Here is an 18,997-nt window from a genome sequence, read left to right as displayed (position 1 = left end):
TGCCGCATTACCATGAAGCGAGCTGCGGCTTCCGCACCACGCGGGCCGTGCGTACCGGCCCGGGGGGCCGGGGACACGACGACACACCGACCAGAGGACTGACGAGACCCGTGCCTGCGCTGACACTGACGAGGTTGCTACGGATTGGTGAGGGTCGCATGGTCAAGCGGCTGTCCCATCTCGCCGACGAGGTTCTCGCGCTCGAGTCCGACTACGAGGACTTCACCGACGACGAGCTGCGCGCCAAGACCGACGAGTTCAAGCAGCGCTACGCCGACGGCGAAACCCTCGACGACCTGCTGCTCGAGGCGTTCGCGGTGGCCCGTGAGGCGTCCTGGCGGGTGCTGAACCAGAAGCACTACAAGGTCCAGATCATGGGTGGCGCCGCGCTGCACCTGGGCAATATCGCCGAGATGAAGACCGGTGAGGGTAAGACCCTGACCTCGGTGCTGCCCGCCTACCTCAACGCGATCAGCGGCGACGGCGTGCACATCGTCACCACCAACGACTACCTGGCCAAGCGCGACTCGGAGTGGATGGGCCGCGTGCACCGCTTCCTGGGGCTCGAGGTCGGCTCGATCCTGTCCGGCATGACGCCCGCCCAGCGGCGCCTGGCCTACAACGCCGACATCACCTACGGCACCAACAACGAATTCGGCTTCGACTACCTGCGCGACAACATGACCCATTCGCTGGAGGATCTGGTCCAGCGCGGGCACAACTTCGCCGTGGTCGACGAGGTCGACTCCATCCTCATCGACGAGGCCCGTACCCCGCTGATCATCTCGGGCCCGGCCGACGCCTCCTCGAAGTGGTACGCCGAGTTCGCGCGCATCGCGCCGCTGCTGAAGAAGGACCTGCACTACGAGGTCGACATCAAGAAGCGCACCATCGGTGTGCACGAGGCCGGTGTCGAATTCGTCGAAGATCAGCTCGGCATCGACAACCTCTACGAGGCCGCCAACTCGCCGCTGGTGAGCTACCTGAACAACGCCATAAAGGCCAAGGAGCTCTACACCCGCGACAAGGACTACATCGTCCGCGACGGCGAAGTGATCATCGTCGACGAGTTCACCGGCCGCATCCTGGTCGGGCGCCGCTACAACGAGGGCATGCACCAGGCGATCGAGGCCAAGGAAGGCGTCGAGATCCAGCCGGAGAACCAGACGCTGGCCACCATCACGCTGCAGAACTACTTCCGGCTCTACGAGAAGCTCTCGGGCATGACCGGTACCGCCGAGACCGAGGCGGCCGAGCTGCACCAGATCTACAACCTGGGCGTCATCCCGATCCCCACCAACAAGCCGATGATCCGCGCCGACCAGGCCGACCTCATCTACAAGACCGAGGAATCCAAGTTCGCCGCCGTGGTCGACGACGTCGTCGAGCGGCACGAAAAGGGCCAGCCGGTGCTGATCGGTACCACCAGCGTCGAACGCTCGGAGTACCTGTCCAAGCAGTTCACCAAGCGCGGTATCGCGCATTCGGTGCTGAACGCGAAGTACCACGAGAAGGAAGCCGAGATCATCGCCGAGGCCGGCCGGCCCGGTGCGGTCACGGTGGCGACCAATATGGCCGGTCGTGGTACCGACGTCGTGCTCGGCGGTAACCCCGACATCATCACCGACATCATGCTGCGCAAGCAGGGCCTGGACCCGGTGAACACGCCCGAGGAGTACGAGGCGGCCTGGCTGCCCACCCTCGAGCAGGTCAAGGCGCAGACCGCCGAAGACGCCGACAAGGTGCGTGAGGCGGGCGGGCTGTATGTGCTCGGCACCGAGCGGCACGAGTCGCGGCGTATCGACAATCAGCTGCGTGGTCGCGCCGGCCGTCAGGGCGACCCGGGTGAGTCGCGGTTCTACCTCTCGCTCGGTGACGAGCTCATGCGCCGGTTCAACGGTGCCGCTCTCGAGGCCATCATGACCAGGCTGAACTTGCCCGACGATGTGCCGATCGAGGCGAAGATGGTGTCCAAGGCCATCAAGAGCGCGCAGACCCAGGTCGAGCAGCAGAACTTCGAGATCCGCAAGAACGTCCTCAAGTACGACGAGGTGATGAACCAGCAGCGCACCGTCATCTACGGCGAGCGCAACCGGATCCTGCGCGGTGAGGACATGGAGGGCCAGGTCCAGGAGATGATCACCGACGTGATCACCGCCTACGTCGACGGCGCCACCGCCGAGGGCTACGTCGAGGACTGGGATCTGGAGAAGCTCTGGACGGCGCTGAAGATGCTGTACCCGGTGGGGCTGGACTACAAGGAGCTGGTCGGCGAGACAGGCATCGGCGAGGCCGGCGAACTCACCCGCGAGGAGCTGCTCGAGGCGCTGCTGCAGGACGCGCACGACGCCTACGCCAAGCGTGAGGCCGAGATCGACGGGCTGGCCGGCGAGGGCAGCATGCGCACCCTGGAACGTCAGGTGCTGCTGCAGGTGCTCGACCACAAGTGGCGTGAGCACCTCTACGAGATGGACTACCTCAAGGAGGGCATCGGCCTGCGCGCGATGGCCCAGCGCGACCCGCTGGTCGAATACCAGCGTGAGGGCTTCGACATGTTCACCGCGATGCTCGACGGCCTGAAGGAAGAATCGGTCGGCTACCTGTTCAACCTCCAGGTCGAGGTGCAGCAGCCGCAGCCCGAAGGTGTGGCAGTTCAGCCCGGTCTGCGCTCCCCGGTCGGCGCCGGCGCTCCGGCCCCGGTGCCCGCGGCCCCGGCCCAGCCCGCCGCCAACGGCGCCCCCGCCGCGTTGCGCGCCAAGGGCATCGACACCTCCGGCCCGCGCGGTCTGAGCTACTCCGGCCCGGACGAGGGCGGCCACGCCGCCGTGCACAGCGGCGCGGAGGAGTACGGCGACGGCGACGATTCGCACGGCACCCGCCGCGAACGCCGCGAAGCCGCCCGCGCCCAGGCCAAGGGCAAGCGAGCGCCGAAGACGCGCCGCAAGCACTGAGTATCGAATGGTGAAGGCGCCCATGGGTTTCCATGGGCGCCTTCGCTATGTCGGGGGAGCGGTCGACCGAGCGAGGCCCCCATGGCCGGAAAATCCGCGCCTCGTGACGCGTGTTCCGCCGATGGACCCCGAAATCGGCCGATAAGCTGCGCGTTGTGGACCGCGACGCTGTCGAGGCATGGGTCGACGAGTACGAACGAGCCTGGCGCTCGCCCGGCACGGAATTACTCGACGGCCTCTTCGCACCCGACGTCGGCTATCTGGTGTCTCCGTGGGCCGAGCCGATCCGTGGCTCGGCTGCCCTCGCCGAATTCTGGGACAAGGGCCGCGACGGCCCCGCGAGCCCTTCACCATGGATTCCGAGGTCGTCGCGATCGACGGCCGCACCGCCGTCGTCCGCGTCGACGTCGAGTATCTCCGCGACACCCCATCCCGCTGGCGCGACCTGTGGGTGTTGCGTTTCGACTCGGTCGGCCGCTGCACCTGGTTCGAGGAATGGCCTTTTGCACCTGGTCAGCCCGACGGGCAGGGCACCACTGGGTAACCGGCCCATCGAATGAATCACCGGAATCACGCTCCTTGCGGCACGTCCCGCGCGAAAGAGTTCACCAAGGGTCGTTGGAATTCAATGCCGTGAGGAGTTGGCGGATCGCCGCCACTCGCCGCTCCTTGCCGGGCAGCTGATCCAGGGCGCATTCGGGGTCGGCGGGTGGGCCGAGGTGGGTGCAGCCGCGGGGGCAGTCTTCGATGGCGTCGGCGAGGTCGGTGAAGGCGGCGATGACGTCGTCGGGGGTGATGTGGGCCAGGCCGAAGGAGCGGACGCCGGGGGTGTCGATGACCCAGCCGCCGCCGGGAAGCGGCAGGGCTACCGATTGGGTGGAGGTGTGTTTGCCCTTGCCGACGCCGGAGACCTCGCCGACGGCGCGGTCGGCGTCCGGGACCAGGCGGTTGACCAGGGTGGATTTGCCGACGCCGGAATGGCCGATGAAGGCGGTGAGGTGGCCGGTGAGTAGGTCGAGAACCGGTTCGATCGGGTCGTCGACGCCGCCGTAGACGATGGTGAGGTCGAGATCGTCGAACAGGGCGGCGAATTCGGAGTCGGCGGCCAGATCGTGTTTGGTCAGGCACAGGATCGGTTGCAGCCCACCGGCATACGCGGCGACCATGGCGCGTTCGACGAAACCGGTGCGCGGTGGCGGATCGGCGAGCGCGACCACGATGAACAGCCGTTCGGCATTGCCGACCACCACGCGTTCGAAGGGGTCGGTGTCATCGGCGGTGCGGCGCAAGACCGTTCGGCGTTCGGCGACCCGCACGATGCGGGCCAGCGTGTCGGGTTTGCCGGACAGATCCCCGACGACGTCGACCTGATCGCCGACCACGATCGGCGTGCGGCCGAGCTCACGCGCCCGCATCGCGACGATCAGCCGGTCCGGATCCCCGTCGAGCACACACCCCCAGCGCCCCCGGTCCACCGACACCACCATGGCGGATTCGGCATCGTTGTGCTGCGGCCGGGTCTTGGTGCGCGGACGCGAACTCTTACCGGGACGCACCCGCACATCGGATTCGTCGTAGCCGGCCAGTGAGCGCCCGCGCCGGCTCAGCGCACCGCTCCCTGATCGGCGGGATCGAGCATCCGTTCCCACAGCGCCACGAAATTCGGCAGGGTTTTCGCGGTGGTGCCGATGTCTTCGATCTCGATCCCGGGCACGGTGAGGCCGAGAATCGCACCGGCGGTGGCCATCCGGTGGTCGGCGTAGGAATGCCACTGTCCGCCGGAGAGCGGGGCCGGCACGATCTCGAGCCCGTCCTCGGTCTCGGTGACATTGCCGCCGAGCCGGTTGATCTCGGTGGACAGCGCGGCCAGCCGGTCGGTCTCGTGCCCGCGCAGGTGCGCGATGCCGCGCAGGTAGGACGGCGAATCGGCCAGTGCGGCGAGTGCGGCGACGGTGGGGGTGAGCTCGCCGACGTCGTGCAGGTCGATATCGATCCCGGCCAGCCGGTCCGGACCGCTCACGGTCAGCACACCGTCGAAGATGCGCGCCTCCGCGCCCATCCGCACCAGGATTTCCCGGATGACGTCGCCGGGCTGAGTGGTCAGCCGCGGCCAGTGCGGAATGCTGACGCTGCCGCCGGTGACCGCCGCCGCGGCCAGGAACGGCGTCGCGTTCGACAAATCCGGTTCCACGTTCCAGTCCACGGCCGCGATCGGGCCGGGCGCCACAGTCCAGGTCTGCGCCTTGCGGCTGTCGGCGGGTTCGTCCACCTCGACCTCGGCGCGCCGCAGCATCTCCACCGTCATCTCGATGTGCGGCATCGAGGGCAGCGCCTTGCCGTCGTGGTGGACGGTGATGCCCTGGTCGAACCGCGCCGCCGACAGCAGCAGACCCGAGACGAACTGCGAGGAGCCGGAGGCGTCGATGGTCACCGCACCGCCGCGCAGCGATCCGGTGCCGTGCACGGTGAACGGCAGCGCGTCGCCGTCGATGCGCGCGCCGAGCCCGCGCAGCGCGTCGAGGATGGTGCGCAGCGGGCGGACCCTGGCCTGCGCGTCCCCGTCGAAGGCCACCGCACCGTCGGCGAGGGTGGCCAGCGACGGCAGGAACCGCATCACCGTGCCGGCCAGCCCGCAGTCGACCGCACCACCGTGCAGCGCGCCCGGGGTGACGGTGAGCGTTTCGGCGTCCCCTTCGATCCGCACGCCGAGGGCCCGCAGCGCGTCGATCATCAGGTTGGTGTCGCGGCTGCGCAGCGCACCGGTGATCGTCGACGGCCCCTCGGCAAGCGCGGCCAGGATCAGTGCTCTGTTGGTGATCGATTTCGATCCGGGCAGGGTCACGGTCGCGTGCACAGGGGCGTCGACATGGGGCGCTGGCCAGAAATTCACCCGTCCATCTTCGCCTATCCGCGGCGCGGATACACGGGCGGCGTGCAATCCGCCCGATCTGTTACTTGTGCCTCCCGTGCAACACCGGCACCAGGCGACGCAGAAGTTTCATGGTCGACTGGGTGCGCGAGTAGCTGAGCAGGGCCATGCCCGGGATGCTGAAGCGCTGGATCGCGATCGAATGGGGGCTGACGAATTCGCGCAGGCCCTGTTCGCCGTGGATGCGGCCGATACCGGAATCGCCGCTGCCGCCGAAGGGCAGCCCCGGGATGGCGGCGAAGCCGAGCACCGAATTCACCGAGGTGGCTCCGGCGCGCAGCCGGCGGGCGATCTCGAGCCCCTGCTTGCGCGAGTACACCGCCGAGCCGAGGCTGTAGCTGGAGTCGTTGGCCAGGGCGATCGCCTCGTCGACGCTGTCGACGGTGCGGATGGTCATGGTCGGGCCGAAGGTCTCCTCCTTGACCGCCGCCGAATCCTCGGGAGCGTCCAGCAGCACGACCGGCTCGATGAACGGCGCCTTGACCGATTCCGGGCCGCCGACGACGGCGGTGGCGCCCTTGGCGATGGCGTCGTCGATGTGGCGGCGCACGATATCCACCTGGCTCGGCATCGTCATCGGGCCGTAGTTGGCGCCCGCCTCGGCGCCGGGCTTGACGTCGGCCAGGATGCGGCGCACCTCGGCCACGAATTCCTCACGCACCGAACGGTGCACGTAGACGCGCTCGACACCGGCGCAGGTCTGGCCGCTGTTGGAGGTGGCGCCCCAGGCGACCGCGTCCGCCGCGGCCTTCACATCGGCGTCCGCTGCCACGATCACCGCGTCTTTACCGCCGCATTCCAGCAGCACCGGGGTGAGCGACTCGGCGGCGGCGGCCATGATCTTGCGGCCGGTGCCGGGCGAGCCGGTGAACGCGATCTTGTCCACACCCGCCCGCACCAGCGCCGCGCCGGTCGCGCCGTAGCCGTTGATCGTGCTGAACACGCCCTCGGGCAGGTCCGGGTTGGCCTTGGTGAACGCCTCGGCGAGGAAATTGCCGATGCCGGTGGAGTATTCGCTCGGCTTGAACACCACGGTGTTGCCCGCGGCGAGCGCATAGGCGATGGAACCGTTGGGGGTGTAGACGGGATAGTTCCACGGGCCGATCACGCCGACCACGCCCAGCGGGCGCTGCTCGAGCCGGGCCGAGAAGTTCGACATCAGCGCGCCGGGGGAGATCTTCTTGGGCGCGAGCACCTTCTTGGCGTGCTTGGCCGCCCAGGCGATGTGTTCGAGGGCGAGCATGAGCTCGAGGAAGGCATCGTCGAGCGGCTTGCCGTTCTCGGCGTGGATCAGCGCGCAGAACTCGTCGGAGTCGGCGACCAGCCGGCTCGACCAGCGCAGCAGGGCCTTGCGGCGCTCGTCGAAATCGAGCGCGGCCCAGGTCTCGGCGGCCTTGCGGGCGGTGGCGACGGCGGCGCGCACGGCGTCGTCATCGGCGATGGGGTAGGTGGCCAGGGTCGCGCCGGAGGCGGGATCGACCGAGGTGAGCACCTTTTCCGCGGGGGCGGCGTCGGTCGTTGTCACAGGGGCTCCTCATGCCGGGCGCCCGGACGGTCCGCCTGGGCGCTGGGTGGTGGCGTGGCTTGTCGGGCGCATGCCGAGTGGGCCGGAGGAATCCTCCGACTCGTTGAGAGAATGTTATGGCATACCTCTCAAGGTGTCACCAGTTCGGGCGGATTCCTTCGGCCCGCGCCGGCGTCATCCCCGTCAGTATGCGCGCCTTTCGCGCCACGATCTCGGCATCGGCGAGCATGGTCGCGGTGGGAACCCGTTCGTCACAGCGGGATTCGACTGTTCACCGCACGGGTTCGGGCACCGGAGCCGTCGAGCCCGAGCGCAGATCGACGACCACCGACGGCGAGAAATCGAACAGATTCGGATCGAACTGCCCGCCGAGCGGGTCGATATTGCAGATCGTGCCCACCACATAGACCCCGCGCGGGATATCGGTGAACGATCCGCTGATCTGCCCGGTCGCGGACGCGAACTGGAGGCGCGGCCCGGCCGTGAGTGCGCCCTCGGCGATCAGGCGTTGCAACAGCGCGAAGACATCCGGCTCCCGTCCGCTGAGGGTGTCGATGGCGGCGGGTGCCAGGATCGGTGCGGCGACGAGCACGTTCACCACGGCGGTGGTGCATTCGCCGCGGATGACCGGGAAGGTGTCGCGCCGGTTGGGGACGTTGTCGATGGTGTAGTCGATGGTGGAACCCGACACCGAGGTGTTCAGGTCGACCGGTGGTCGCGGGTCCTGGGCGGCGGCGACGGCGGGCACCGCGGTGGCGGTCAGGACGCCGAGCGCGACGGCCGCGCAGATTCTGGCGACGCCGATGCGGAAGAAGCTGGATCGAAGCATGGATCTCTCCTCTTCGTCAGATGTCGCTCACGCTAGCAGCCGAGTGCAGGTCACACGCCGATTTCGCCTCGGTGTCCGGGCCGCGAATCCGGTGCGCGAGGCCGGGTTCGCCGCGGGGTGTCGGTGCCCGGTGGCAGTATCGGGAGTATGTGCGGACGCTATGCGACGACGACCAATCCCGGCCGGCTCGCGGTCGAGCTGGACGCGATCGATGAGACCGGCGACGAACCCGGTTCGGCGGGCTCCGGCCGCGACGGCGCGAACTACAACGTCGCCCCCACCACACAGGTGCTCACGGTGGTCGAACGCCACGACCACGACCACCCAGACGACGATCCGCGCCTGCGGATCCGCCGCATGCGCTGGGGGCTCATCCCGCATTGGACCAAGGCCGCCGAGCCGGGCGTTCCGGTGAAGGGCAAACCGCTGTTCAACGCCCGCGCCGACAAGGCCACCACCACGCCCTCGTTCCGCGATGCGGTGAAGTATCGGCGCTGCCTGGTGCCGATGGACGGCTGGTACGAGTGGCTGGTGGAGCCGGATCCGTCCGGCGCCAAGGGCAAGGTGGTCAAGCACCCGTACTTCATGTCGTACGCGGATGGTTCGCGGCTGTACATGGCCGGCCTGTGGTCGGTGTGGCGGGACAAGACCCAGCCGGAATCCCAGCCGCTGCTCTCGTGCACGATCCTGACCACCGACGCCATCGGCGAGCTGACCCGCATCCACGACCGGATGCCACTGCCGATGCCGCAGCAGCATTGGCAGGCCTGGCTGGACCCGGATCATCCGGCACCGGCGGCCCTGCTGGAACCGCCGAGCGAGGAACTCGTCGCGTCGATCAGCGCCCGTCCGGTCTCGACCCTGGTGAACAGTGTGCGCAACAACGGGCCGGAACTACTGGAACCCGCTGCCGACAAGGAGAAATCGGAGCAGATCAGCCTGTTGTGATCCGTGCGGAACATGGGTGGCGCGACGCGACGGGCCGGGCGGCCGATATCCGGACGGCCCGGCCCGTCAGCGCAGCGTGTATCAGATCGAGCAGCCCACCGTCGGCGTCACGACATTCAGGCCGCATTTGAGGATGTTCGCGGCCAGGTCGATCACCTCGCTGGCCAGCCCGCCACCGAACTCCTCGGCCCGCTGGGCGCGTTCGTCCTGCTTGGGCTCATGGGCGGTGCCGCCGTCTTCCCCGCCGTCGAACGGGTAGGTGGGCTGGCCGCCCTGCGGCGCGGCGACCGCGGCCGGGGCCGACAGCACCGCGGGGCCCGCGGCCAGGATCAGCGCCCCGGACAGGGCGACGATCGTGGTGCGCAGACGTTGGCGCGGGGACATTCGCATCACATCCTCGGATCGGTCGGAAACTTGGCGCTTCAATTGACGCACACCGCACCGCTCGAGGCGAGGTTTACCGGCGTGGCGCCACAGCGTTTCCTGCGCGGCGACACCGAATTTCAGCCCGCGGCCACCGGCGCGGTGACCGCGTTCGTCAGCCGGATCAGCTCCGCCGGTGCCAGTTCGATCTCCAGTCCACGGCGGCCGGCACTACACAGCACGCGATCCCAGCGGGTCGCCGAGGCGTCCACCACGGTCGGCAGGCGCTTGCGCTGGCCCAGCGGTGAGATGCCGCCGAGCACATAGCCGGTGCTGCGCTCGGCCTTCACCCGGTCGGCCATGGTGGCCTTGGGTGCACCCAGCGCGGCAGCGGCCGCCTTCAACGACAGGGTCCGCGGCACCGGCAGCACCGCCACCGCGAGCGAACCGGTCGACAACTCCAGCACCAGCGTCTTGAAGATCTGCCCCGGGTCAAGCGCCAGCTCGGCGGCGAGGGCGTCGACTGCCTCGGTGCCGTAGGAGTCGGTGCGCGGGTCGTGGGCGTAGGCGTGCACGCGGTGTTCAACGCCGGCCTGCACGAGGGTGCGGATCGCGGGGGTGGAGGCTGCTGCCATACGGCAACCCTATTGCGGCCGTCGAGGGAATTTCGGCGGTGCTCAGGCGCCGCTGCCCGGCCGTGCGCGGCTCGGGAACACCCGGGCCGGTTCCCCTGTTGCATGCGATAACAGCGATCGCGCGTGATTCCGGTGGAGTTCGTGACGGCTCGCATTCCGCCGCCGCGCTGGTCCGGCGCAGTTCATGAAGGAGGAGCTTTGCCCGTTCTGGTCGAAGAACGCCCGGTGTGGACCGAGGTCCCGCAAGCTCGGTTCCCGGCGGAAACAGCGGTGCCGGTAGATTTGGCGGGGACGCCGATCGAAGGGACACCTGTGACGAGCGACGAAGACGTGGCGGAGGATCCGACCGCGCTGGCTCAGCGGTTCGAGCGCGACGCGCTCCCGCTGCTCGACCAGCTCTACGGCGCCGCGCTGCGGATGACCAGGAACCCGGCCGACGCCGAGGACCTGGTGCAGGAGACCTACGTCAAGGCGTACCAGGGCTTCAAGTCCTTCAAAGAGGGCACCAACCTGCGTGCCTGGCTGTACCGGATCCTGACCAACACCTACATCAACTCCTATCGCAAGAAGCAGCGTCAGCCCGCGCAGTACCCGACCGACGAGATCACCGACTGGCAGCTGGCCGCGACGGCCGAGCACACCTCGACCGGTCTGCGTTCGGCCGAGGTGGAGGCGCTGGACGCACTGCCCGACGACGACATCAAGGCCGCGTTGCAGGAGCTGCCGGAGGAATTCCGGATGGCGGTGTACTACGCCGACGTCGAAGGCTTCCCGTACAAGGAGATCGCCGACATCATGGGCACTCCTATCGGTACGGTGATGTCCCGGCTGCATCGCGGCCGTAAGCAATTGAAGGGTTTGCTCGCCGACGTGGCGCGCGAACGTGGATTCAACCGCGCCGGGGGCACGTCAGACGACACGTCCGCGTCCACCGCGGACACGGTGCGCCAGGAGGTCAAGCAGTGAGCGCCGAGCACGATCCCGACATGGAGCTCGACTGCACGGCGGTACTCGCCGATGTGTGGCTGATGCTCGACGGTGAATGCGACGACTCGACCCGTGCGCGGCTACAGCACCATATGGATCACTGCGCGCCGTGCATCGAGGCTTACGGCATCGAGGAGAAGCTCAAGGGCCTGCTCAGCCGCAAATGCGGTGGCGACCGCGCGCCGGATTCGCTGCGCGAGCGGTTGACCGTGGAGATCCGCCGGTCGGTGACGATGCGGCAGGAGTCCACCCGCATCGAGTCGGCGGAGTCCTGAGCGGGTCCGGTACCCGGAAAACGAACGAGCGGCACGTCCTTCCGTCAGGAAGTGACGTGCCGCTCGTGTTTCGGTCGAAGACCGAGCGAACGCGCGTCAGGCGTTCGGACGCTTGCCATGGTTGGCGGCGTTGCCCTTGCGGCTGCGCTTCTTACGGCCACGTTTACCCATCGGTAGCTCCCGGATCACCCCCGCCTGCGCGGGGAACTCGTCGATAATTGGGATAGTCCCCCCGCGTGCACGGGGAAAGACGAATCCTCCCCGCCGGTGCGGGGCCCGTGCCAATCTACCGCACACCCCCGCGACGGCAGCCGGGGGATTCCTCGGCGAAGGCGGTGGCCGGGAGTGTGATTGGCTATATCGTCAGCGGGACCTGCCGCCGGCGGCGGTGACCCATACAACAGAGGCGAACGGGGTGTCATGGCTGAGGAAGTGCGTGCGGAGATGGTCTCGACCGTGCTGACGGTGGAGGTCGCGGTCGGTGACCGGGTGACCCATGACCAGACTCTGGTGCTGCTCGAATCGATGAAGATGGAGATTCCGGTGATCACCGAGGTCGGCGGCGAGGTCACCTCGATCGCGGTCACCCCGGGACAGGTCCTACAGCAGGGCGATCTGATCGCCGTCATCTCCTGAGCGCGCGGCGGAATCGAAGCGACTGATCGATCATGGCGACACTGAGCGAGCTGCTGGCCGAACACACCGACCTACCCGGCGTCGCGGTGGATCATCTGCAACGGGTGGTGGGGGATTGGCAGCTGCTCGCCGATCTGTCCTTCGCCGATCTGCTGTTGTGGGTGGGTGCGGGGCCGGTCACCGACGGAGCCGACATCGTGTGTGTGGCGCAGTGCCGTCCCACCACCGCGCCCACCGTGCACTACGAGGATCTCGTCGGCACCCAGGCGCTGCGGACCGAACATCCGCAGGTCTTCGAGGCCCTGACCACCGGCCGGATCGTGCGCACCGACGGTGAGGCCGACGCCAAGGGCGTCTACCACCCGTATCCGGTCGACGCCATCCGCGAAGCCATTCCAGTGCGCTGCGGCGACGACGTGATCGCGGTCCTGAGCCGCGACACCGACCTGCAACGGTCCAAGGTGCGCAGCACGCTGGAGATCGCCTACGTGGCCTGCGCCGACGACCTGTGCCAGATGATCGCCGACGGCACCTTCCCGACCACCGAGGATCGCGCCGCCACCCATTCCAGCCCGCGCGCCGGCGACGGGTTCATCCGGCTCGACACCGAGGGCATCGTCACCTACGCCAGCCCCAACGCGCTCTCGGCCTATCACCGGATGGGCCTGCAAGCCGATCTGGCCGGGCAGGATCTGGCCGTCACCACCCGTTCGCTGATCACCGATCCGTTCGACGCGCAGGAAGTGGTCGGCGATATCCAGGCCGCGCTGGCCGGTCGCACCGGGCGCCGGATGGAGGTGGAGGCCAGGGGCGCGACGGTGCTGTTGCGCACCCTGGTGCTGCGCCCGCACGGTGAGCTGGCCGGTGCCGCGGTGCTGGTGCGCGATGTCACCGAGGTCAAGCGCCGCGACCGCGCGCTGCTGAGCAAGGACGCCACCATCCGGGAGATCCATCACCGGGTGAAGAACAATTTGCAGACCGTGGCCGCGCTGCTGCGGTTGCAGGCCCGCCGCACCGAGAATGAGGAGGCACAGGTCGCGCTGACCGAATCGGTCCGCCGCGTCACCTCCATCGCCTCGGTGCACGAGATGCTGTCGATGTCGGTGGACGAAGAGGTCGACCTCGACGAGGTGGTGGACCGGCTGCTGCCGATCATGGCCGACGTCGCGACCGTGCACACCGCACGGATCAAGGTGCGCCGGGCGGGTTCGCTCGGTGTGTTCTCCGCGGAGCGGGCGACACCGTTGGTGATGGTGTTGACCGAGCTGGTGCAGAACGCCATCGAGCACGCATTCGATGCCGGCGAGAACGGCACCGTGACGATTCGTTCCGAGCGTTCGGCGCGCTGGCTCGACGTCATCATCAGCGACGACGGCCGCGGCCTCCCCCCCGGTTTCAGCCTGGAATCCTCCGACCGGCTCGGCCTGCAGATCGTGCGGACGCTGGTGACGGCCGAACTCGGCGGTTCCATCGGCCTGCATCCCGGTGCCGATATCGGCACGGACGCGGTGCTGCGGGTCCCGTTGGGCCGGCGTTCGGGACGCTGACCGTTTTCAGCCCGACAAACAACAAGCCCGGCACCTCTAGGGTGCCGGGCCGAATGCGATTCGGGTCCGGGCTGGGGCCCGAATCGCTCGTCTGACCGAGGGTCAGACGACCGTGCGGGTGCGGGTGCGCGCGTTGCGGCGTTTGAGCGCCCGACGCTCGTCTTCGCTCATGCCTCCCCACACACCGGCATCCTGTCCGGACTTCAGGGCCCACGACAGGCAGTCGGCGGTGACGGGGCATCGAGCGCAGACCAGCTTGGCATCGGCAATCTGCGCGAGCGCCGGACCACTGTTACCCACCGGGAAGAACAGTTCGGGGTCCTCGTCGCGACAGATGGCCTTGTGGCGCCAGTCCATTCCTCTGCTCCTTCACTGGGCGCCACAAATGGCGCCGATGGTTTGTGGATAGTTCACTTGTGCGACCTGAAGATTTCCGCACGGTTGCTTGTGAATGCTTTCACGAACACCGTAGATGTCAATAGGTATCCAGGTCACCGTGGGGAAGCTCACGCTCTGAAGGTCCCGCAAGGGGAGCTTGCCCGGTCCTTTGTACTCGCTCCGCCGGGTTTTCGCAGCACAACAGCGATGTTTTTCACTCCGGCGCGTCTCACGAAGGGCGCGGCGCGACGACTTCCAGCACGTCGGGGACCGCGGTGAAATCCACCACGTTGCGTTTGCCGATGAAGTCGCCATCGATTTGCAGGCCGATCTCCTGATCGGTCTCGATTCGCACCGACGCCACGTCGTCTTCGCGAAACAATTTGCGTGACTTCGGGTTTCCGTTCGGTGCCAGAAGTTGGCCCGCGACCCGCAACGTCGGCAGCAACGCCATGGATCGCATGGCGAACACACCGAGCCCGGATTCGAAGGCGGTACCGGGGTTGGTGCGCACGGGGGTGGCGTTCAGATAGGTCCACGGACTGGTGTTGGTCACGAATGCGTAATGCACACCCTCGACCGGGTCGTGCCCGGGGACGATGACGGTGGCCTCGGGCTTGTGCCGTTTGGCCCGGAAGAACTGGCGCACCGTGGTCGCCAGATAACGCACCGGAGTGGCGGCTTTTCCGTTCGCACGACTGGCGTCGATGGCCTCGCACACGTCGGCATCCAGGCCCACTCCCGCGCTGAAGCAGAACCATCGATCGTCGGCGATGCCGAGCCCGATGCGCCGGTCGTCGTTCACCGACAGCAGGTCGATCAGCTGGTTGGTGGCCGCGACCGGATCGGGTTTCAGGCCGAGGGCGCGGGCAAAGACATTGGCCGAGCCGCCGGGGATCACGCCGAGCCGAGGCCGCCACGCCTGGCCGTCGTCCACCTGCGGCAGCGGCAGGAATCCGTTGATCGTCTCGTTGACGGTGCCGTCGCCGCCGTGCACCACGATGAGATCCATCTCATTGGTCGCCGCCCACTGGGCGAGCTCGGCGGCATGGCCGCGATGCTGGGTATGGGCGACGGTCAATTGCGTCCGGCTCTCCAGCGCGTGTGCCAGCAGATCCCTGGTGGCCGCGGTGGTAGAGGTGGCATTCGGATTCACGATCAACAACGTCCGCACCTACGCACCTTAATTCAGCCGGGTTACCGGTTCGGCCGATGCCACGGCCGTCGAGCCCGCGACCTACCCTGGTCGGGTGGCTGAGCGAGATGACGTCGGAACGGTGCCGGGCACGGTGCGTGGCGCCGGTGGGCTGGTGGCCTTGGAGGGCGCCGTCGCGGTGACGGTGGCGATCGTGCTGGTGGTGCGTGGTCTGCTCGGTCACGATCAGAGCCAGGCCAGCGGTTACGGCACGGCCGCGTGGTTCGTGATCCTGGGCGGTGCGGTGCTCGCCGCGGGCATCGGCCTGCTGCTCGGCCAGCGCTGGGGTCGTGCCATCGCGGTGATCGCACAGCTGCTGCTGTTGCCGGTGGTGTGGTCGTTGCTGACCGATTCCCATCAGCCGTTCTACGGGGCATTGCTCGGCGTGGTGGTGGTCGGCGCGCTGGTGTTGTTGTTCACACCGGCCACCAGTCGGTGGATGGCGCGCGAGTACGGGATCGACCCGGACTGAGGGGCGCTTCCGAACCTGCCCGCACGCCGTCGGCCGCGCTGATCAAAGGTGCTCGAGGCGAACCCACCGACGATCGGCTGATCGAACGATCGAGCCCGGCACGATCGGCTCAGCGGGCGATCGCGTCTTTCAGCGCCTGACGGCACAGGTGATCGGCGCGTCGAGTCGTCTCCGGTAGCCGGTAGCGCGGCGTCAGCGCGAGCACCTGAGCGCAGGCGGTGTCCAGGTCGATCAGGTGGCCCACCGAGACGAACACCGGCTTCACTCCGGCGCGGGTGCGCAGGACCCGGCCGACGATCTCGCCGTCGATGGTGATGTCGGCCTGCGCGCCGCGCTCCGGTCCCGGCTCCGGGCAGTCGCCCCACGCGGATTTGGCCACCCCGATCGTCGGCAGTCCGGTGACGAGGCCGACATGGCAGGCGAAGCCGAAGCGGCGCGGGTGGGCCAGGCCCTGGGCATCACAGACCATCAGGTCGGGCGTGGTCGTCAGCTGTTCGAGCGCGGTCACGGTGGTGGGCATCTCGCGGAACGAGAGCAATCCGGGAATGTAGGGGAAGGTGGTGGTGCCGTAGGCCACGGCGGTGTCGACGGTGTCGAGGGTCTGCGCATCCACCACGACGATGGCGGCGGCGACGGTGCCGTCATCGTGGTAGGCGGAGTCGAGCCCGGCGATGGTGCGAAACCGTGGTGGTCGCGGGTTCTCGGCCCGTACCAGTGGCCGCAGCTCGTCCTGCATCGCCTTCGCCTCGGCGTCCGAGGCCGGCCACCGCTGCGGTAGCGACAGCCGCATCAGCGACTCCCGGCCAGGGCCGTCAGCGCCGCCCCGGACAACCGGTAGCCCACCCAGTCGTCCTGGACGTCCGCGCCCAGGGATTCGTAGAACTCGATCGACGGGGTGTTCCAGGTGAGCACCGACCAGGACACCCGGCTGTATCCGTTGCGCACAGCCTCCTCGGCCAGCGCCGCGATCAGCGCCTTACCGAGCCCGGTGCCGCGCGCCTGCGGCTTGACGAACAGATCCTCCAGGTAGATGCCGTGCACACCGTCCCAGGTGGAGTAGTTCAGGAACCAGATGGCACACCCGACGACCTGCTCATCCAGGGTGGCGACATGGGCGAACAGGGCGGGCGCGGGCCCGAACAGCGCGGTGCGCAGTTGTTCGGCGGTGAGGGTGCACTCGTGCCTGGCCTTCTCGTATTCGGCCAGGTCGTAGACCAGCTCGACCAGGGCGGGCACATCCTCGGGGACCGCACGGCGGATCGCGGTGCCGGTCATCGCGCCAACTCCTCGGCCGGGACGAGGTTGTGGCCGCGCACGGTGGCCGCGCCGTGGTCGTAGCCGAGCACGCTGACCGCGCCGGTCGACATGGCGAACCGGCGACCTTCGCGCACCTCGAACTCACACCAGCGGGCGATGAGCACGCGGGAGAAATGCCCGTGCCCGACCAGCACCACATCACGTTCGGCGAGCTGTTCGGTGACGGTGGACAGGACCCGGTCGGCGCGGGCGCGGACCTGCTCGGCGGATTCCCCGCCGGGCACCGGGTGGGTCCAGACCGTCCAGCCGGGCACCGTCTCGCGGATCTCGGCGGTGGTGCGGCCCTCGTAGTCGCCGTAATCCCATTCGGCCAGGTCGGTGTCGATGACGGCCGATGCGAGCCCGGCCAGTTCCGCGGTGTGCGTCGCGCGCAGCCGAGGGCTGGTGTACACGAGCGAGGTGCGCAGTTTCAGGTCGGTGAGCAGCTGTCCGGCCGCGCGGGCCTGCTGTTCGCCACGCTCGGTGAGCGGCAGGTCGGTGATGCTGGTGTGTTTGCGTTGCGCGGACCACGTGGTCTCCCCGTGGCGCAGGACGATCAGCCGGGCGTGCTCGAGTTCGGACATGTGATCCATCATGAGCCACCGCGCTCGAGCGGGGTGCGTCCGTCGGTGGAGCGCGACGGTGTCACTCGGTCGACGCCGCCACCGCGCCCGGCGGACGCCTCCAGGTCGGCGCTGCCCAGGCTCGGGGCTGTGGTGGGGTTCGTGGCTGCCCTGCGCATGGCGGTGAGTGTGCCAGGAGGCACCGACAGAAACGGGGCTCAGCCGAACGCCACCAGCTGATCGCCGCGATGCTCGAGAACGACGTCGCCGAGCACACCGAGCGCGATGGGGGAGCCGTCATAGCCCGTGCGCTCCACCGGAATACGGGTGGTCTCCGCCCCCGTGGCCGGGTCGAGTGCGGCAATGGCGCCCTCGACCGGCATGAGGATGTGACCGGCCATCAACGCGGGGCCGCCGAGCGCGCCCGCGGCGGTCCACACCGGGTCGAAGGTACTGGCATTCAAGGCGATCAGGCTGTTGCCGGTGAACACCAGATAGGCCGAACCGATCCGGGTGGTGGTGGTCGTCTCGGTCAGCGGAGCCGAAAGTTCGTGTGAGACCAGCGGATTGCCGGTGGCATCGAACACTGCCAGCCGTGGCGGTGCGGGCTCGGGTGCGGTGGTGCCCGGCAGGTAGACCACGATCCTGTTGTCCGACACCGCGATCACTTCCGCGTCGGGTGAATCGGCACCGGGTCCGTTCAGCACGCGGGAACCGAATTCCTTGGGCACGCGGTAGTCCTTGGGCGCCGGATCCAGGGCCGTCAGCCGGTTGGCGGCGTCGCCGGGGCAGCGCTCGAGTACCGCGAGCCGAGACGGGCTCGAGCTCGCCGATATCAGCGAACAGCCTTGGCGCGGCTGGGATTTGGGGATCTCTTTGGCCTCGACATGGCCGTACTCGAGGGTGCGAACCAGATCCGAACGCCACATCTCCAGCCGGCGCGGCCCCTGAGCCAGCACGTAGGTGCCGTCGACCGACAGTGCGATCTCGGAGTCCATATCGCTGCTGCGGGCGGTGGTGCGCGAGCCGTCCGAGCCGAGCAGCATGGTGGTCTGGCTGCATCCGCGGTCGTCGCGATACACCGCGATCACGGTGCCGAACTGGGATTGCACGCCGCACAGCGGAATATCGCGCCGGTAGTGCCAGATCTCGTTTCCCGTGCGCGGATCGCGTCCGGTGACGGTGCCGCCGTCCGCGGTGACCACCACGCCACCGGAGGTGAGCGCCTCGGTGCTCGCCCCATCGGGCGCGCGCCAGAGTTCGCGCAGCGCGGTGGGCAGCGCCGATGCGGCAGGCGGGGTGTCGACGGGGGTATCGGCGACGGCCGACTCGGTGCCGCGCGCATCCGACTGGATCCACACCACCAGAGCCGCGATCGCCAGTACGAGGGCGATCGCGACCGCGATGAGGATGTCGGCGCGGGTCCGCCGCTCGGGTGCGAGCACGTGTGCGAGATTAGCGGATCGGT

At 68.3% G+C, this 18,997-nt stretch carries 22 protein-coding genes; 8 read left to right on the top strand and 14 right to left on the bottom strand.

The genetic code is table 11. From position 1 onward, the window contains the following. The first annotated feature begins 110 nt into the window (after positions 1-110). On the top strand, positions 111-2,951 hold the full coding sequence (gene secA / locus NOCYR_RS21595; RefSeq protein ID WP_081505475.1) for a preprotein translocase subunit SecA: 2,841 nt from the start codon (positions 111-113) through the stop codon (positions 2,949-2,951). A gap of 352 nt (positions 2,952-3,303) precedes the next feature. Next, positions 3,304-3,495, top strand: coding sequence for a hypothetical protein (locus tag NOCYR_RS30185; RefSeq protein ID WP_014352531.1), 192 nt, complete (start codon positions 3,304-3,306; stop codon positions 3,493-3,495). Positions 3,496-3,556: 61 nt separating this feature from the next. Here the strand turns inward: NOCYR_RS30185 and rsgA are convergent, their stop codons facing one another. The 4 genes from rsgA to NOCYR_RS21570 form a co-directional block, all read right to left on the bottom strand. After that, positions 3,557-4,558 (bottom strand): ribosome small subunit-dependent GTPase A, encoded by a 1,002-nt coding sequence (rsgA, locus tag NOCYR_RS21585; protein WP_086008277.1) that lies wholly within the window; start codon positions 4,556-4,558, stop codon positions 3,557-3,559. Next, the gene (gene aroA, locus NOCYR_RS21580) at positions 4,555-5,841 is read right to left on the bottom strand and encodes a 3-phosphoshikimate 1-carboxyvinyltransferase (protein WP_014352529.1); all 1,287 of its coding nucleotides are present in this window, start codon (positions 5,839-5,841) and stop codon (positions 4,555-4,557) included. The genes rsgA and aroA overlap by 4 nt, the downstream gene beginning before the upstream one ends. 61 nt (positions 5,842-5,902) lie before the next feature. Then, positions 5,903-7,405, bottom strand: coding sequence for an aldehyde dehydrogenase family protein (locus NOCYR_RS21575; protein WP_014352528.1), 1,503 nt, complete (start codon positions 7,403-7,405; stop codon positions 5,903-5,905). 271 nt (positions 7,406-7,676) lie between these two features. Further along, on the bottom strand, positions 7,677-8,234 hold the full coding sequence (locus NOCYR_RS21570) for a hypothetical protein (RefSeq protein WP_014352527.1): 558 nt from the start codon (positions 8,232-8,234) through the stop codon (positions 7,677-7,679). A 147-nt stretch (positions 8,235-8,381) separates the two neighbouring features. Here NOCYR_RS21570 and NOCYR_RS21565 point away from each other — a divergent pair, with 147 nt between their 5' ends. Further along, positions 8,382-9,182: an SOS response-associated peptidase gene (locus NOCYR_RS21565; RefSeq protein WP_014352526.1), complete on the top strand. Its 801-nt coding sequence runs from the start codon at positions 8,382-8,384 to the stop codon at positions 9,180-9,182. Positions 9,183-9,263: 81 nt separating this feature from the next. On the opposite strand, the gene NOCYR_RS21560 is transcribed toward NOCYR_RS21565, so the two are convergent. After that, a complete protein-coding gene (locus tag NOCYR_RS21560) occupies positions 9,264-9,566 on the bottom strand; it encodes a hypothetical protein (protein WP_014352525.1) in 303 nt (100 codons plus the stop codon). Between the two features lie 119 nt (positions 9,567-9,685). After that, entirely contained in the window at positions 9,686-10,180 is a 495-nt protein-coding gene (gene ybaK / locus NOCYR_RS21555) for a Cys-tRNA(Pro) deacylase (protein ID WP_014352524.1), read from the bottom strand. A 312-nt stretch (positions 10,181-10,492) separates the two neighbouring features. On the opposite strand from ybaK, the gene NOCYR_RS21550 reads away from it, so the two are divergent. After that, on the top strand, positions 10,493-11,146 hold the full coding sequence (locus tag NOCYR_RS21550) for a sigma-70 family RNA polymerase sigma factor (protein WP_014352523.1): 654 nt from the start codon (positions 10,493-10,495) through the stop codon (positions 11,144-11,146). After that, a complete protein-coding gene (gene rsrA / locus NOCYR_RS21545) occupies positions 11,143-11,442 on the top strand; it encodes a mycothiol system anti-sigma-R factor (RefSeq protein ID WP_014352522.1) in 300 nt (99 codons plus the stop codon). The genes NOCYR_RS21550 and rsrA overlap by 4 nt, the downstream gene beginning before the upstream one ends. 96 nt (positions 11,443-11,538) lie before the next feature. Here the strand turns inward: rsrA and NOCYR_RS31050 are convergent, their stop codons facing one another. Beyond that, positions 11,539-11,613, bottom strand: a complete 75-nt coding sequence (locus tag NOCYR_RS31050) for a 50S ribosomal protein bL37 (protein WP_022597109.1) — start codon at positions 11,611-11,613, stop codon at positions 11,539-11,541. Between the two features lie 249 nt (positions 11,614-11,862). Here NOCYR_RS31050 and NOCYR_RS21540 point away from each other — a divergent pair, with 249 nt between their 5' ends. Beyond that, a complete protein-coding gene (locus NOCYR_RS21540; protein WP_014352520.1) occupies positions 11,863-12,078 on the top strand; it encodes a biotin/lipoyl-binding carrier protein in 216 nt (71 codons plus the stop codon). 32 nt (positions 12,079-12,110) lie between these two features. After that, positions 12,111-13,625, top strand: a complete 1,515-nt coding sequence (locus NOCYR_RS21535; protein WP_014352519.1) for a sensor histidine kinase — start codon at positions 12,111-12,113, stop codon at positions 13,623-13,625. A gap of 102 nt (positions 13,626-13,727) precedes the next feature. On the opposite strand, the gene NOCYR_RS21530 is transcribed toward NOCYR_RS21535, so the two are convergent. Continuing rightward, positions 13,728-13,982 carry a WhiB family transcriptional regulator gene (locus NOCYR_RS21530; protein ID WP_011211115.1) on the bottom strand — a complete coding sequence of 85 codons (255 nt, stop codon included), beginning with the start codon at positions 13,980-13,982 and terminating at the stop codon, positions 13,728-13,730. A gap of 250 nt (positions 13,983-14,232) precedes the next feature. Beyond that, positions 14,233-15,177 carry a diacylglycerol/lipid kinase family protein gene (locus tag NOCYR_RS21525; RefSeq protein WP_048833595.1) on the bottom strand — a complete coding sequence of 315 codons (945 nt, stop codon included), beginning with the start codon at positions 15,175-15,177 and terminating at the stop codon, positions 14,233-14,235. Between the two features lie 76 nt (positions 15,178-15,253). Between NOCYR_RS21525 and NOCYR_RS21520 the strand changes: the two genes are divergently transcribed. Further along, positions 15,254-15,670 carry a hypothetical protein gene (locus tag NOCYR_RS21520; protein WP_048833594.1) on the top strand — a complete coding sequence of 139 codons (417 nt, stop codon included), beginning with the start codon at positions 15,254-15,256 and terminating at the stop codon, positions 15,668-15,670. Between the two features lie 109 nt (positions 15,671-15,779). Here the strand turns inward: NOCYR_RS21520 and NOCYR_RS21515 are convergent, their stop codons facing one another. Genes NOCYR_RS21515 through NOCYR_RS21500 form a run of 5 tightly spaced genes read right to left on the bottom strand, consistent with a single transcriptional unit; the run spans position 15,780 to position 18,974 of the window. Then, positions 15,780-16,460, bottom strand: a complete 681-nt coding sequence (locus NOCYR_RS21515; RefSeq protein ID WP_014352516.1) for an endonuclease V — start codon at positions 16,458-16,460, stop codon at positions 15,780-15,782. Further along, positions 16,460-16,945: a GNAT family N-acetyltransferase gene (locus NOCYR_RS21510; RefSeq protein ID WP_014352515.1), complete on the bottom strand. Its 486-nt coding sequence runs from the start codon at positions 16,943-16,945 to the stop codon at positions 16,460-16,462. Before NOCYR_RS21510 ends, NOCYR_RS21515 begins: the two co-directional genes overlap by 1 nt. Further along, positions 16,942-17,562, bottom strand: a complete 621-nt coding sequence (locus NOCYR_RS21505; protein ID WP_014352514.1) for an acid phosphatase — start codon at positions 17,560-17,562, stop codon at positions 16,942-16,944. Before NOCYR_RS21505 ends, NOCYR_RS21510 begins: the two co-directional genes overlap by 4 nt. After that, positions 17,559-17,708, bottom strand: a complete 150-nt coding sequence (locus NOCYR_RS29790) for a hypothetical protein (RefSeq protein WP_158430190.1) — start codon at positions 17,706-17,708, stop codon at positions 17,559-17,561. The genes NOCYR_RS21505 and NOCYR_RS29790 overlap by 4 nt, the downstream gene beginning before the upstream one ends. A gap of 39 nt (positions 17,709-17,747) precedes the next feature. Next, on the bottom strand, positions 17,748-18,974 hold the full coding sequence (locus NOCYR_RS21500; RefSeq protein WP_014352513.1) for a PQQ-binding-like beta-propeller repeat protein: 1,227 nt from the start codon (positions 18,972-18,974) through the stop codon (positions 17,748-17,750). Positions 18,975-18,997 lie beyond the last annotated feature (23 nt).

The organism is Nocardia cyriacigeorgica GUH-2 (assembly GCF_000284035.1).
Taxonomy (GTDB): Bacteria; Actinomycetota; Actinomycetes; order Mycobacteriales; family Mycobacteriaceae; genus Nocardia; species Nocardia cyriacigeorgica_B.
The sequence above is the reverse complement of the archived record's forward strand: the minus strand, read 5'-3'. Positions and strand labels throughout refer to the sequence as shown.